Origin of the sequence: Shewanella denitrificans OS217 (assembly GCF_000013765.1) — a bacterium.
Taxonomy (GTDB): Bacteria; Pseudomonadota; Gammaproteobacteria; order Enterobacterales; family Shewanellaceae; genus Shewanella; species Shewanella denitrificans.
Map to the genome: position 1 here is coordinate 4,279,981 of NC_007954.1, position 13,550 is coordinate 4,293,530.

Genomic DNA, 13,550 nt, shown 5'->3' on the forward strand with positions numbered 1-13,550 from the left:
TCAACTCATCACAGTTGAATACTGTCTTGAGATGACGCCCTAAGTCTCATGCCTTGGCTATAACGCTCAGCCAGGTGCACTATATTCCGTGGAGAAGTTAGTCTTTATCTTGCTTTAGAAGTGCGGCTAACTCTTGCTGATCGGCCTCTGTGAGTTCTACTTGGCTGTTATTGACGATCCTTTGCTTACGAACAAACACAAAACCTATGATGAGACCGAATAGTAGTAATACAAAGGGGCCTATCCATAGCACGTAAGTTTTGGGGTCCAGCTTAGGCTTATAAAGCACAAAGTCGCCGTAGCGTGATGTCATAAACTCCACTATCTCATCATCGCCTTTACCCGCTTCTACCATTTGATAGACCTGCAAACGTAAATCTTTTGCCACGGGTGAGTTAGAGTCGATAAGGTTTTGGTTCTGACACTGAGGGCAGCGTAACTCGTGGGCCAGTGATAAGGCGCGCTTTTGTTTCTCTGCCGACGAAAACGCAAAGGTATCCACAGGCGTTGCTTGAACATAAGTACTGGCTATCGCACTGATGAATAAGCATAGGGCTATAAGCATTGTTCTTATCATCTATGAGGCTCCATCTTTTACAGCTTGCTCCTGCAAAGTTTTAACTATTGGATATAAGGTATCGGCCCATATACGCTGATCGATAGGCCCTGCAAAACGGTATCTGACTATGCCTTGGTGATCGATAAGAAAACTTTCAGGCGCACCATAAACGCCAAGATCCAATCCAAGACGGCCATCTTTGTCGAAAATGTTAATTTCATAGGGGTTACCTTGAAGTTTTAACTCCTCCAGTGCCATATCTCGTTCGTCACGATAGTTAATACCGTAAATGGGAATTTGCTTGTTACGGGCAAGCACCATTAAATAAGGATGCTCGTACTTACATGCAGGACACCAAGTGCCCCATACGTTTAGCATGGCAACTTTACCGATAAGATCTTTATTGGTAATCACTTTGTCAGATTGCTCTAATTGCTCCAACTCAAAGTACGGCACCAGCTTACCTTCTAAAGCCGACTCCAGCACCTTAGGATTGAGAAATAATCCTTTATAGAGAAAAAAGCCCATGCCTAAAAAGATCATTAATGGCACAAATAAAATTAACTTTTTCATTAAGTCTCCGTTATAGCGCTGGTGCGAATTTAGGATTAGCGTGAGTGTCCGCTTGTGCAACGCTCACTTTACGACGATAGCGCTTGTCTGACGCAGCTAATAGTCCGCCGACCATCATGAAAATCGCACCAAACCATAACCAGCGCACAAAAGGCTTATAATTTAACCGCACCGCAAATTCCGTAGTGCTGATGGGATCACCCATAGTCACATAAAGATCCCTAAACAGCCCCCAATCGATACCGGCTTCAGTCATATCCATGGTACGTACATTATATTGACGTCTATCTGGCTGTACTAAAGCCACAAACTCGCCCTGCTGATAAATCTCTATCTGAGCTTGTTCAGCGGTATAGTTAGGGCCGACAATATGACGAGTATCGATAAACTTAAATTGGTAGCCTGCTAATTCATAGCTCACGCCTGGCCCCATACGCACACTTTTCTCGATGGAGTAATTAGACACCATAGTCGCGCCAATCACTGAGACGGCAATACCTAAGTGGGCGATGATCATACCCCATTGGCTTCTGCCTATGCGGCGAAGATCAATATTCGAGCTACTTCCTCGCGCCATATTATAACCAGCCCTGAAAGTAGCTAAGATTATCCAACTTGCCATGCCTAAACCAAATGCAACCCAGATATCGAATTCACCTTCAGCAATGATAAATGGCAGTGTAACGCCTAAGGCTACCGCTATCATTGCAGGCAATAGCAGTTGACGCTTGAGCTCGCCAGCTTTAGATTTTTTCCAACGAATAATCGGACCTATACCCATAAAGCCAAACAAGATAAGCACCAAAGGCACAAACACCGCATTAAAATAAGGTGGGCCTACGGAGATCTTGCCCATGTTTAAAGCATCAATCAGTAGAGGATAAAGGGTACCCAGTAAAACGGTACCGGTTGCAACGGCGAGCAAAACATTACAGATAAGCAGCATAGTCTCTTTTGATTTAAGCTCAAAACGTGCAGGACTTGCCATATCGCTAGCTCTAAAAGCAAATAGGGTTAGTGAGCCGCCAACAGTCAAGGCGAGCAGTAATAGAATAAACACCCCACGACTAGGATCGGATGCAAATGAATGCACTGAAGTCAGCACCCCAGAACGAACAATAAAGGTGCCCAGCAAACTCAATGAAAATGCTGATATCGACAGTAGTACAGTCCAGTTTCTAAAGGCACTGCGCTTCTCTGTCACTATCAATGAGTGTACTAATGCGGTACCCACGAGCCACGGCATAAAGGAAGCGTTTTCCACGGGGTCCCAGAACCACCAACCACCCCAACCGAGTTCGTAATAAGCCCACCAAGAACCTAACGCTATACCTCCGGTGAGAAATACCCAAGCAGCGAGAGTCCATGGACGAGTCCAGCGCGCCCATGCTGAATCGAGTCGGCCACTCATTAATGCTGCAATCGCAAAAGCAAAGCTAACGGCAAAGCCTACATAACCGATATAAAGCATAGGAGGATGATAGATAAGCCCAATATCTTGCAACATAGGATTCAAATCTCGGCCTTCCATAGGAATAGGAAAAAGCCGCTCGAAAGGGTTAGAGGTAAGTAACATAAAGAAGGTAAAACCAACAATCACTATCGCCAGTACCGACAACACCCTAGCGGTGAACACTTCTTCAATCTGCTTACTGAATAATGCGACGGCCACAGACCATACTGAAAGTGCAAACACCCAAAACAGTAGTGAGCCTTCGTGTCCGCCCCACACTGCTGAAATTTTGAAGAAAATAGGTAACTGGGAGTTAGAGTGATGAGCCACATAGGCAACGGAGAAATCATCCACCGCAAAGCTATAACCTAAACTAATAATTGATAGACTGACAAAAGCGAACATGCCGTAACATAGGGGCCGAGCATAGCGCACTAGATATTGATCTCTGCAGGCTGCACCTATCAAGGGCACAGTGGCAAGTAACAGTGCAAATGCCAACGCTAAGATCAGCGAGAAATGGCCAAGTTCAGGGATCATCAGTTGTCCTCAATCTTTCTTCTATAAAAAGCGGGAGTATACGCAAAGGCTATTAAGATAAATATTAAATAATAATTAACATTAGCAATGCCGAATTTTAAGTCATTCTAGAATCAATACTAAGCGCTGTCTGCCATTTTCATGTCAAACTGGGCTAATGGTCTCATTATAAATAGCTTTCCTGTTATTTAGTTGATTAAACATTATGGTGCTCTCGATCACAATTTCGTCATTCTGCGGCCGCTTTGTGCTTCCAAATTAGCGATTTGCGCTTGTAACACCTAACTCTCCCCCTGTTAAAGGAGTTAACTTTCCGTATAATCTGCCCTCAGTGAAGCTTTTTCTACAACCAATAAGTGAAGATAAACCCTATGACTCTATTCTGGATTGCTATCGCCCTCGTCGTTTTTAGTGGTTTATTGCTAATTTGGATCCCGCACTTTCGCCAACAGCACTTGTTGCAAACTGAAGCTTCTGGAGTCCGTAAGCAAACTAACCTTGAAGTCTTTGCTGAACGTTTAGCTAACCTTGAGCAAGAATTTCAGCAAGGTCAACTAGAACAGCAAGAATTTGCGGCACTAAAGCAAGAGTTAGAAGTCAGCTTGTTACAGGATATCAAACAAGTTGGCGATGACTCGCTCGATAACCAAATCCAAAAGAAAGGCCTATTCTGGCCATCACTCATGTCTATCACTTTATTGGCGCTAAGCGGATACCTCTACCAGCAGTTAGGAGCCTATCAACAATTAGCGATACCAATGCAGGCAAATGATGCTCATTCTGCAATGGGGCCTGAAATGGCCTTGGGCCAAAGGATTAAACTTCTTGAAGCTGAAGTGCAAGCTCAACCAGACAACAGCCAAGCTTGGTTCACTCTAGGACATGCCTACATCACTAACAATCAATATAACCAAGCCATCGCGGCATTTGATAAGGTGATGGAACTCGTTGGCGTACAAGCTGAGCTGCTTGGGCCTAAAGCCACTGCACTATATTATCAAGCTGATCAAACTATTACTGCAGAAACCCAAGTTATCATAGATAAAGCATTAGCATTAGATCCTAAGGATCCTTCGACCTTATTACTTGTAGGTATGGATGCATTCTTTAAGGCTAATTACCCGCAGGCCATTGATGCATGGCAATTGATATTATCTAGCGATCGTAGCGATATCGACAGAGGGGCGTTGATTAACGCTATCGATGCTGCCAAAGCGCAATTACACCTTGGACCTATCGTCCCTGACGCATTAAAAGTCACTGTCACTTTGGCACCTCAGTTAGCAGACAAACTAACAGGAACGGATACCTTATATGTTTTCGCCCGCAGCCAAACCCAGCCAAAAACACCTTTGTTATTGACTAAGCTCACCAAGGTTAGCTTCCCCTTAAGTGTGACCTTAGATGCAAGCCACGCTATTAACGAGCAAGTTAACACCACTGGATTAGAGTCAGTAGAAATAGTGGTGTTACTCTCAAAGGGCGGTAGCCTCAAACCACAAACCGGCGATATTCAGGCTAAGCTCGCCAATGGCAGCTTTAACCAGCTCAATCAGCTAGTGCTAGAAACTGAATTGAAATAAGCACAACAAGTAACAGCTATTTCAGCAGCAACAAAAAACCGGCATCAGCCGGTTTTTTTAATCTGGTGGTTCAAAGCTAATTACTTCGCCATGAACTCGATAGCGTTTTTATAGTCTTCATCTGAACAGTCGGTACACATGCCGCCTGGTGGCATGGCGCTCATACCCGTCTTGATCGAGGCAACTAATGTATCCATCCCTTTAGCGAGACGCGGTTCCCAAGCTGCGGCGTCATGAACCTTAGGCGCTCCGGCTACACCCATACTATGGCATACTTGGCAGGCTTTATTATAAACGGTTTCACCATCTTGGGCTGAAACGCTTGCCGTTAAACTCAAAGCAACAATAGCCGCCATTGATAACAATTTTTTCATATTAACCCTTCCTAATGCTACGACTCACACACAGTAACCGCCTGCTCTATGTCAGACTGGCGTATTTTTAACCTAGTTAGATTACTATAAAGTTAATAAAATCACACCTTTTTGTGATAAGCCTCCCAGCTTGCAATGCGGAAACAGACAAATGAACAAGAATAGTTATTATATTAGCAAAGCATAAATAAATCGGTTTATTATCTTTGCTGCTAGATGCCCAGACACGGCTCTCGGCTGTCCCCTGTATCGTACGTAAGCTTTTAATATTGCAATGGGAGTGTGATACCATTCCGTGAATATCATCCATCAGGTTAACGAGGCTAAAGTGACAAGCAATAAACCACTGCCAGCATTACTCAGTGCTAGCCTACTCACTTGTATCCGTGAAGAACGCATACTCTTCGACCGATTAAGCTTCGACATTAATCCCGGTGATATCGTTCAAATAGAAGGACCTAATGGCGCAGGGAAAACCAGCCTCATACGCATTTTAGCTGGGCTATCACGGCCTTATTCTGGCCATGTCAGCTATTGCGGAGAAACCATTTTAGCTTGCCGTGAAGAATTTAATGCTGACTTACTCTACTTAGGTCATTTACCTGGGGTAAAGAGTGAGCTAAGCGCCGCAGAAAATGTCGATTTCAACCTGACGCTCAGCGGCTATCAAGACTTTGATACCCAAGCCGCTTTAGCACATATGTCCCTAGCCGGATTTGAAGATGCATTAGCAGGCCACCTGTCAGCGGGGCAACATAGAAAAACCGCTCTAGCCAGACTATTGCATACCCAATGCAAAATTTGGATATTAGATGAGCCTTTCACCGCCATAGACAAAAAAGGCGTAGAACAACTCGAGCGGTTATTTTTGGCCCATGTTGATAATGGTGGTTGCGTTATCCTGACCACTCACCAAGACATGAGCCTGATAAAGGCCGAACAGTTACGCACCCTCACCCTCGATTACCGTTCACTATAGGGCAAGCAATGAACAGAGGCATTAGCTATCGACAAGCATTCTACACTGTACTGATGCGCGACATAAAAATCGCCATTCGTCACAGAGGGGATATTTTTAATCCGCTGTTGTTTTTCATACTCGTAGTTACCTTGTTCCCATTAGGTATAGGGCCTGAGCCCAAGGTACTCACCCGTATCGCCCCTGGTATTATCTGGGTCGCGGCGTTGCTGGCTTCTATGTTATCTCTAGAGCGATTATTTAAAGCCGATTATAACGACGGCGCCCTAGAGCAGATGTTACTCAGCCCGCAACCCTTAGCAGTGTTAGTACTGGCGAAGGTCTTCGCTCATTGGCTACTCACGGGTGTGCCACTTATCCTGATATCCCCCGTCTTAGCACTGTTACTGCAACTTGAAGCGAATTCTTATGTGGCCCTACTCCTGACCTTAAGCTTGGGGACTCCAGTATTATCCTTAATGGGCGCCATAGGGGTTGCATTGACTGTTGGGTTAAGAAAAGGTGGAGTGTTACTCAGTCTACTTATCTTGCCCCTTTATATTCCAGTGCTCATTTTTGCGACCAGTGCCATGGATGCAGCAGGAATGAATTTACCCTATGATGGCCAACTGGCTATAATTGGCGCCATGTTAGTGGCAGCGTCAGTGTTGGCTCCAATTGCCATTGGAGCGTCCTTAAGAGTGAGTACAAATTAGCATGTGGAAATGGCTTCATCCTTACGCAGATCCAGAGCGAGCGTATAAACTCTCTGGTACCTTATTGCCTTGGTTCGCTGTAGCAGCATTGATGCTGCTCACGACCGGCCTTACATGGGGCTTATTGTTTGCCCCTATGGATTATCAACAAGGCGATAGCTTTCGCATTATCTATATCCATGTTCCTGCCGCCTCTATGTCTATGGCTATCTATATGGGCATGGCCAGCGCCTCTTTTGTTGGCCTGGTGTGGCAAATAAAGTCTGCCGACTGGGCGGCGGCGTCCATGGCGCCCATTGGCGCGGTTGTTACCTTTATCGCCTTGTTTACCGGGGCCGCTTGGGGTAAACCCATGTGGGGTACATGGTGGGTGTGGGATGCAAGATTAACCTCTGAGCTTATTCTGCTATTCCTGTATTTGGGGGTTATCTCACTGTACGCTTCCTTTGAAGACAAGGTATTAGCCGCAAGAGCCGCTGGCATACTGGCTTTAGTCGGGGTGATTAATATTCCTATCATCAAATACTCTGTGGAGTGGTGGAGCAGCTTGCACCAACCATCGACTATTCGCATCACCGAAGAGTCCACCATGTCTTCGGATATGTTGTACCCCTTGCTGATTAATATTGTAGGTTTTGGTTTAATGGCAGGCGCGATTACTTTGGTTAGATTTAGGGCAGAGATTTTGGCCCGTAATGGCATGCGCCCTTGGGTGCGAGCCTTGGCGGAAGCGGAGGGTGCTAAATAATGCAATTCGACTCTATCAGTGCGTTTTTCAATATGGGCGGCTATGCCTTCTATGTTTGGCTGTCTTACGGCGTCACAGCATTAAGCCTAGGCGGCTTGATCATTTCAAGCTTAGGCAGAAAACGCAAAGTATTGACAGAAATAGCCAAACAAGCTGGCCGTGAACAGAGACTTAAACAAATCAGAACCTCAGAAGTAAAAGGTGGCTAATCGTGAATCCAAGACGTAAAAAGAGACTCACTCTGGCAGTGGCATTAATAGTCGGTGTAGCAGGGGCAGCTTCATTGCTCTTGTATGCACTCAATAGCAATTTAAACTTATTCTACACCCCCAATGAAATCATTAATGGCAAGAACGACACTGGCATTAAACCTGAGATTGGCCAGCGCATTCGCATTGGCGGCATGGTCACTATGGGATCCATGGTAAGGGATCCTGATAGCTTGCATGTGGAATTCGCGGTTCATGATAGTACCGGCACCCAAGTTATCGTCACCTATGATGACCTCTTACCCGATCTATTCCGTGAAGGCCAAGGTATAGTCGCCCAAGGGGTGTTAACTGATTCAGGTAAGCTTGAAGCCACAGAAGTACTGGCGAAGCATGATGAGAACTATATGCCGCCAGAAGTGGCTGAAGCCATGGGAAAACAACATAAAAAACTTGAATACCAAGAAGGCGTAGAAAAAACCGCTCAGTATTAGTAATGAGTGTTCATTCTGTATTCCATAAAAAGCCTCATTAGAGGCTTTTTATGAAAAAAATAGTACTTTGGCCAAAGATGTAAACTTGAGTTTGGCTTCATAATGATGCACAGAGACTTTTATACCGATACGTAAATCGCCAACCGTAACATTTTATTTTTTGTAATTTTCTGACTTAAAGCCATAAATATACACTTTGTTTGAATCTAACTATTGAGTTTTACCATCAATCTTTTCCGCATAGCTATATATGAAAATAAAAAATCCTATTGCAAATATCACTCTCGCAATTGTATTGTACTGAGGGTAAAGGCTACCAAATAGATAAAACAAAAAAGAGAATAAAATAAACAAACAGACATGCCACATGTATCTAACCCGAGTTTCGTAAAATATGTATTCTATAGGTATTTTGTATGAAATAATTATCATAATAAATCCTACTAAAATCCCAAACAACCAACCCATTTCATATAATATTAAGTTCACAAGAAAAGGGAGCATTGCCGGGATCAATTTTACAAACGGCGCTATTCTGTTTTCATTATTTTTTTGATTCATTCTCGATAACCACTCCAGTTTTTATTAATACTTGATAACTGCTAGCGCCTATTGCAATTGTTGACTCATATAGAACCCAATAACTGAATACGGCACAGCCGAAGCCTACGATGTGATACTACCTGGAGCTTATGACATGTCCAAATTGATAGGATTTACTCACCTGACTTAGCCAATGAAACTTGATATTAGTGTTCATTAACACTTTAACAAGAATTCTTTCAGAATTTGCAATGCGAAATATAAAACAGTTATATTAAAACAACACGTCAAATTTGGAGCAATGACTCGTCTCAACAAAATCTATCCATTTTTTTAAAGATACTTTTCGTAATTATCGATGATTTCATTTTTACCTTTTCAAATTCAACAACCTTATTTTTAAGATCCTGAATTGTGTCTTGAAGCTTATCTTCAATCAGCTTACCCGTAGAATCATGATCATAATTCAGTGGGAACTCATATGATAAACAATATATGCCTAAACTCGACGTTTTTTTCAACTAAAGATAAAACCTCAAACATCTCTCTATCAAAAATCCCATATGATATTAATGGATAACCACCGATTGACTTCGAGTCATATTTAAATCCCAAAAAATATCTATCACTAATTTCTTTTAAAAAATCTTTACCCCACCTAATGATTCATACTTTAAATAACCACTTTCATTAAGAATTCTGTTAATTTTTACTTTCATATTCACTCCTTGAATACAGACATTTAATGCAACGGTTCTTCTAGCGTTATTTAAGCCCTATCACGGTGAAGTCACCGCTGACCTTAAGCTGCACGGTAACGGCTTGTGCGCTGGTGTTTTTCCAATACCAACCGTGGGAGCCTGCAAAAGGGGCGGTAAAACTGCCTTTCATTTCATCACTTGTGGCAATGACGTAGCTCTCAAAATACCCTGTGGTGTCTCCCTGTGGTTCGCCGTGTAAGTCAAAATATAGCGGACTCGGGCTGCTATTATTAGTGGCGGTTTCAGTGGCGGTTTCAGTGTTAGTGCTCCATTGGTATTCCATCTTGGCAAATTGCGCCATATAAAACTTATACTCCACCCCGCGTCCCGCAGGCACAGTCACATTGATGCTGTGCTCGGAAAGCTTGGCGGCATCACTTTGTGGCGCATTGGCTGAAGCCTGTGACGCTTCAGACTTAGCATCTAATACAGCTTGCATCTGAGTGCCCGAGTCTGGCTGAGCCAGCGCTGTTAGGCCTAAGGCCTTGCCCACTCCTGTGGGGTCTATATTGTATTCTGCGGGTAAAATTAAGCTCACCAAGGCAATTGCCGCTAAGATAACCGCCGAAAACGAGGCTTTAATCAATGTCTTACTGCTTACTGTATGTTGCATAATCTTCTTCTTGTTAGTTAATTGCGTAGCCGGTCAGTTGATAACCCATCAAGATTAACCCGGCGCTCATTAGCAAGGTATTCGTTACCGTTGAAAAATGTTGGAACGACGGCCATTTGCGCCAAGCTGTGATGACAATCAAAATGAACCCAAGAGCGGCAAACTGACCGAGTTCAACGCCCAAGTTAAAGGCTAACAAGTTAGTGAGTAAGCCTGCCTCAGGTAAGTCAAATTCCTGCAATTTGGTCGCGAGGCCAAAGCCGTGGAATAGACCAAAAATCAACACCGCCCATTGGGTATTGGGTTGCCAATTAAAACAGCGTTTAAAGCCACCTAAATTGTCGAATCCTTTATACACCACAGATAAACCAATAATGGCATCAATAAGATAAGCATTAACTTGAATGTCGCTCAGCACGCCTAGCAGCAAAGTGGTGCTGTGACCTAAGGTGAACATGGTGACATACAAGAACACATCTTGGCTGCGATATAAGAAGATCACTCCCACTAGAAATAACAAGTGATCGTAACCTGTGATCATGTGTTTAGCGCCGATATACACAAAAGGGAAAAATTGCACCCCAATCTTTTGCTCTAAAAAGGCGCGTGTATTGTCATCCACCCCGTGAGCGAATACCTCAAAGGGGGCAATGACGCCCACCAGTGCCAAGATAAGTCCATAGCCAAACCACTTACTGTGCATCCTAAGCTCCAATTATTATTTATTGTTTTTGCTATTTGTTGCTTATTGTTTTGTAGCACTCCAAAGAATGCTTGAATAAAAAAGGCTAAAAGGTGCTCTTTTAGCCTAATCGGATAGCCTGATACTTATCAGCGCATAGTAGTTCGATACTCCCACAAGTCGATTCTGAAATAAATCTTGAAAGACTTGTAGGGTAAGAGTTAATAGCCTTTTTCAAGGAAATGGAGATTTTTCACTACTTTTCCTAAAAAATGTAGATCCCATAATACATTTTTCCAGAATCTCACATGAGCAAATACTTCTAATTTAAAGGGACTGATGCACCTTTCATCGCGTTCTTGTGGTCTTCTATTTGACCAACATATAACCATACTGCATTATGCGTAGTTGGTTATGTCAGCTGTTAAGATTTTCTTATCAAACACTTACCGTTAGAGGATAACAGTGGCTCTATTAAAAGAATCGGACTTAAGGTCATACCTAAACAAAAGTAGTCTTACTTGTGAAAGTGCTTCTAATCGGAGCCTTGATCATGAAAAATTTGATGTCTTCTTATCCCATAGCTATCGAGATAAAGACTTAGTTTTTGCGGTTAAAAAATACTTGGAAGACCATGATTTATCAGTATATGTGGACTGGATTGATGAACAAGAGTTAGACCGTTCATCTGTGGATGTTGAGACCGCTGAAACATTACGAAAACGTATGTCCCAGTGCCAGTCTTTACTTTTTGTAACATCATCTAACTCCACTACCAGCAAGTGGATGCCTTGGGAGTGCGGGTATTTCGATGGAATTAATGGGAAAATTGCTATATTTCCCATTGCAAAATCCGATGAAAGTTCTTTTGCTGGTCAAGAGTACTTAGGACTTTATCCATATATAGACGTACTTGGTACTATTTGGGTTAATAGCGTTAAATCTGGATTTTGTTCAATGAAAGAATGGTTAAATGGTAAATCACCTGATAGCTATTAGTACGTAAATAAAGGTCTCACATTCCCTTTTGAGTTAAAGGGGGAGGCCAGAACAGCACTTTTAACTTGATAATTGTTTTGGGAGTAATATATGGCTAGAAAAGTATTCTTTAGTTTTCATTACGAGCGTGATGTTAGGCGTGTTGTCCAGATTCGAAACTCTTGGGTTGTTCGACCTGGAGGTGAGGCTCAACCTTTCTATGACAAAGCTGAGTTTGAAGAAGCAAAGAGGCGTTCAGGTGGTATCGAGCAGTGGATTGAAGATCAACTCAAGGGGACATCTGTTACAGTAGTTCTATTTGGCGCTGAGACTTATGATAGAACGTGGGTACGTCATGAGATCAAACGTAGCTACGAACTAAAGAAAGGCATATTGGCAATAGATATTCATAGTGTCAAAGACCCGCAAAAAGGTGCCGATACCAAGGGTAAAAACCCTCTAGATTATTGGTACATCGAAAAAAATGGTAATAAAACATATTTTTCAGAGATGTATGAAACCTATGATTGGGTAAATGATGATGGATATAAAAATCTCGCCACTTGGATAGAAAAAGCAGCTAAAGCAGCAGGTCGTTAATATGATGGGAATTTATGAGTTTGCTGTTTTAGGTAGTATTACTCCTGAGCAAAGACAAAGTTTAATAAATTCAATTCAGCAGATGGCCTCCGAGTTTGAACTTGAACTCGATAATCAAGTTATAATCTATGATGCAGAGACGGTAAAACAAAGAAATAGGTCTTCAGCTTTTGCTGCAGTTTATTTTGGAGGGCTACCTCAGGTTGATATAGAAGCTGCACACTCAATATTCACTGAAAGTGTTCCAATAATTCCTGTGGTTAATAGTTTGGAGCAGTTTTCAATATGTATTCCTAAGTTTTTACAGCCCACAAATGGATATTGTCTAAATGGACAAGATCCAGAAATAAAAGAGCTTGCAACATTAATGATGGAGTGCGTAGGCTTACTGCGCCGTCAAAGGCGAATTTTTGTGAGTTATCGCAGGACTGAGTCACGTGATGCTGCATTGCAGATACACGATCTTCTTATGAGAAAAGGATTTGATGTATTCCTTGATACTCATGATATACGCCCTGGAGAGCCTTTTCAGGACGTTCTTTGGCATAAGCTTTGTGACTCCGATGTGCTAATCATGCTAGATACACCTACTTATTTCGAAAGTAGATGGACTCGTGAAGAAATCGGTCGTGCCAGGGCTAAGGAAATTCATGTATTACGCGTGGTTTGGCCTAACCATGAGCCAAATAAAATGGCAGATTTGTCAGAAACTATCTACTTAGAAAATGAAGACTTAGAAAACGATAGCGGACCACTAACTATTGGAAAAATAGATGAAATTTCTCTTAAAATAGAAAGTATTAGAAGCCGTAGTATAGCGGCTAGATATATGTCTATTACAGGCCGTCTTCGGGCTGATGTTGAACGTATTGGTGCTCGCTTTGAGGGCGTTGGAGCTCATAGAGCAATTGCCATTCGTTTAATTGATGATAGAAAACTCTGGCTATATCCTGTCGTAGGGATTCCGACCGCCGAGACTTTAAATGATATTGCAATTAAGGCTCGGTCAAATCCTGATAAAGGAGTCCCAGTTCTTGTATATGACGATATAGGAATTCGAAAAACTTGGTCTGATCATTTGCAATGGTTAGATGAGAATATTAAGTCTGTGCGAGGGTTGAAAATTACTCAGGCAGCTTGGTCGCTGGCTGGTTGGGAGTATTGAA

The 13,550-nt window shown here is 42.7% G+C and carries 15 protein-coding genes; 9 read left to right on the forward strand and 6 right to left on the reverse strand.

What is annotated here, in order from left to right; translation table 11 throughout:
- Window positions 1–97: 97 nt before the first annotated feature.
- Genes nrfF through SDEN_RS18540 form a run of 3 tightly spaced genes read right to left on the reverse strand, consistent with a single transcriptional unit; the run spans window position 98 to window position 3,125 of the window.
- Complete coding sequence (gene nrfF / locus SDEN_RS18530; protein WP_011497979.1) at window positions 98–577, reverse strand: heme lyase NrfEFG subunit NrfF; 480 nt, start codon at window positions 575–577, stop codon at window positions 98–100.
- Entirely contained in the window at window positions 578–1,132 is a 555-nt protein-coding gene (locus SDEN_RS18535) for a DsbE family thiol:disulfide interchange protein (RefSeq protein WP_011497980.1), read from the reverse strand.
- Between the two features lie 10 nt (window positions 1,133–1,142).
- On the reverse strand, window positions 1,143–3,125 hold the full coding sequence (locus SDEN_RS18540) for a heme lyase CcmF/NrfE family subunit (protein WP_011497981.1): 1,983 nt from the start codon (window positions 3,123–3,125) through the stop codon (window positions 1,143–1,145).
- Between the two features lie 371 nt (window positions 3,126–3,496).
- On the opposite strand from SDEN_RS18540, the gene ccmI reads away from it, so the two are divergent.
- Window positions 3,497–4,708 carry a c-type cytochrome biogenesis protein CcmI gene (gene ccmI / locus SDEN_RS18545; RefSeq protein WP_011497982.1) on the forward strand — a complete coding sequence of 404 codons (1,212 nt, stop codon included), beginning with the start codon at window positions 3,497–3,499 and terminating at the stop codon, window positions 4,706–4,708.
- An 80-nt stretch (window positions 4,709–4,788) separates the two neighbouring features.
- Here ccmI and SDEN_RS18550 read toward each other — a convergent pair whose 3' ends face one another.
- Window positions 4,789–5,082 carry a c-type cytochrome gene (locus SDEN_RS18550; RefSeq protein WP_011497983.1) on the reverse strand — a complete coding sequence of 98 codons (294 nt, stop codon included), beginning with the start codon at window positions 5,080–5,082 and terminating at the stop codon, window positions 4,789–4,791.
- Between the two features lie 328 nt (window positions 5,083–5,410).
- Here SDEN_RS18550 and ccmA point away from each other — a divergent pair, with 328 nt between their 5' ends.
- The 5 genes from ccmA to ccmE are packed head-to-tail and all read left to right on the forward strand — an operon-like array spanning window position 5,411 to window position 8,207.
- On the forward strand, window positions 5,411–6,061 hold the full coding sequence (gene ccmA, locus SDEN_RS18555) for a cytochrome c biogenesis heme-transporting ATPase CcmA (protein ID WP_041406562.1): 651 nt from the start codon (window positions 5,411–5,413) through the stop codon (window positions 6,059–6,061).
- An 8-nt stretch (window positions 6,062–6,069) separates the two neighbouring features.
- Window positions 6,070–6,756, forward strand: coding sequence for a heme exporter protein CcmB (ccmB, locus tag SDEN_RS18560; RefSeq protein WP_011497985.1), 687 nt, complete (start codon window positions 6,070–6,072; stop codon window positions 6,754–6,756).
- A 1-nt stretch (window position 6,757) separates the two neighbouring features.
- Window positions 6,758–7,504, forward strand: coding sequence for a heme ABC transporter permease (locus SDEN_RS18565; protein WP_011497986.1), 747 nt, complete (start codon window positions 6,758–6,760; stop codon window positions 7,502–7,504).
- Window positions 7,504–7,713, forward strand: a complete 210-nt coding sequence (gene ccmD, locus SDEN_RS18570; protein WP_011497987.1) for a heme exporter protein CcmD — start codon at window positions 7,504–7,506, stop codon at window positions 7,711–7,713. Before SDEN_RS18565 ends, ccmD begins: the two co-directional genes overlap by 1 nt.
- A 2-nt stretch (window positions 7,714–7,715) precedes the next feature.
- A complete protein-coding gene (gene ccmE, locus SDEN_RS18575) occupies window positions 7,716–8,207 on the forward strand; it encodes a cytochrome c maturation protein CcmE (protein ID WP_011497988.1) in 492 nt (163 codons plus the stop codon).
- 1,308 nt (window positions 8,208–9,515) lie between these two features.
- Here the strand turns inward: ccmE and SDEN_RS18590 are convergent.
- Together SDEN_RS18590 and SDEN_RS18595 are read right to left on the reverse strand one after the other, a co-directional pair.
- On the reverse strand, window positions 9,516–10,124 hold the full coding sequence (locus tag SDEN_RS18590) for a hypothetical protein (protein WP_011497989.1): 609 nt from the start codon (window positions 10,122–10,124) through the stop codon (window positions 9,516–9,518).
- Between the two features lie 13 nt (window positions 10,125–10,137).
- Window positions 10,138–10,827 carry a HupE/UreJ family protein gene (locus SDEN_RS18595; RefSeq protein ID WP_011497990.1) on the reverse strand — a complete coding sequence of 230 codons (690 nt, stop codon included), beginning with the start codon at window positions 10,825–10,827 and terminating at the stop codon, window positions 10,138–10,140.
- Between the two features lie 444 nt (window positions 10,828–11,271).
- Between SDEN_RS18595 and SDEN_RS18600 the strand changes: the two genes are divergently transcribed.
- The 3 genes from SDEN_RS18600 to SDEN_RS18610 all read left to right on the forward strand — a co-directional run bounded on the left by SDEN_RS18600 (window position 11,272) and on the right by SDEN_RS18610 (window position 13,549).
- Entirely contained in the window at window positions 11,272–11,805 is a 534-nt protein-coding gene (locus SDEN_RS18600) for a toll/interleukin-1 receptor domain-containing protein (RefSeq protein ID WP_011497991.1), read from the forward strand.
- Window positions 11,806–11,895: 90 nt separating this feature from the next.
- Window positions 11,896–12,384 carry a TIR domain-containing protein gene (locus SDEN_RS18605; protein WP_011497992.1) on the forward strand — a complete coding sequence of 163 codons (489 nt, stop codon included), beginning with the start codon at window positions 11,896–11,898 and terminating at the stop codon, window positions 12,382–12,384.
- Window position 12,385: 1 nt separating this feature from the next.
- Complete coding sequence (locus SDEN_RS18610; RefSeq protein WP_011497993.1) at window positions 12,386–13,549, forward strand: toll/interleukin-1 receptor domain-containing protein; 1,164 nt, start codon at window positions 12,386–12,388, stop codon at window positions 13,547–13,549.
- The last annotated feature ends 1 nt before the right edge of the window (window position 13,550 follow it).

Bases quoted from the DNA above. Each gene is read 5' to 3' on its own strand.
- SDEN_RS18535 (WP_011497980.1), bottom strand. From the start codon at position 1,132: ATGAAAAAGTTAATTTTATTTGTGCCATTAATGATCTTTTTAGGCATG.
- SDEN_RS18595 (WP_011497990.1), bottom strand. From the start codon at position 10,827: ATGCACAGTAAGTGGTTTGGCTATGGACTTATCTTGGCACTGGTGGGC.
- SDEN_RS18610 (WP_011497993.1), top strand. From the start codon at position 12,386: ATGATGGGAATTTATGAGTTTGCTGTTTTAGGTAGTATTACTCCTGAG.
- SDEN_RS18590 (WP_011497989.1), bottom strand. From the start codon at position 10,124: ATGCAACATACAGTAAGCAGTAAGACATTGATTAAAGCCTCGTTTTCG.
- SDEN_RS18605 (WP_011497992.1), top strand. From the start codon at position 11,896: ATGGCTAGAAAAGTATTCTTTAGTTTTCATTACGAGCGTGATGTTAGG.
- SDEN_RS18540 (WP_011497981.1), bottom strand. From the start codon at position 3,125: ATGATCCCTGAACTTGGCCATTTCTCGCTGATCTTAGCGTTGGCATTT.
- nrfF (WP_011497979.1), bottom strand. From the start codon at position 577: ATGATAAGAACAATGCTTATAGCCCTATGCTTATTCATCAGTGCGATA.
- ccmB (WP_011497985.1), top strand. From the start codon at position 6,070: ATGAACAGAGGCATTAGCTATCGACAAGCATTCTACACTGTACTGATG.
- SDEN_RS18565 (WP_011497986.1), top strand. From the start codon at position 6,758: ATGTGGAAATGGCTTCATCCTTACGCAGATCCAGAGCGAGCGTATAAA.
- ccmD (WP_011497987.1), top strand. From the start codon at position 7,504: ATGCAATTCGACTCTATCAGTGCGTTTTTCAATATGGGCGGCTATGCC.
- ccmI (WP_011497982.1), top strand. From the start codon at position 3,497: ATGACTCTATTCTGGATTGCTATCGCCCTCGTCGTTTTTAGTGGTTTA.
- SDEN_RS18550 (WP_011497983.1), bottom strand. From the start codon at position 5,082: ATGAAAAAATTGTTATCAATGGCGGCTATTGTTGCTTTGAGTTTAACG.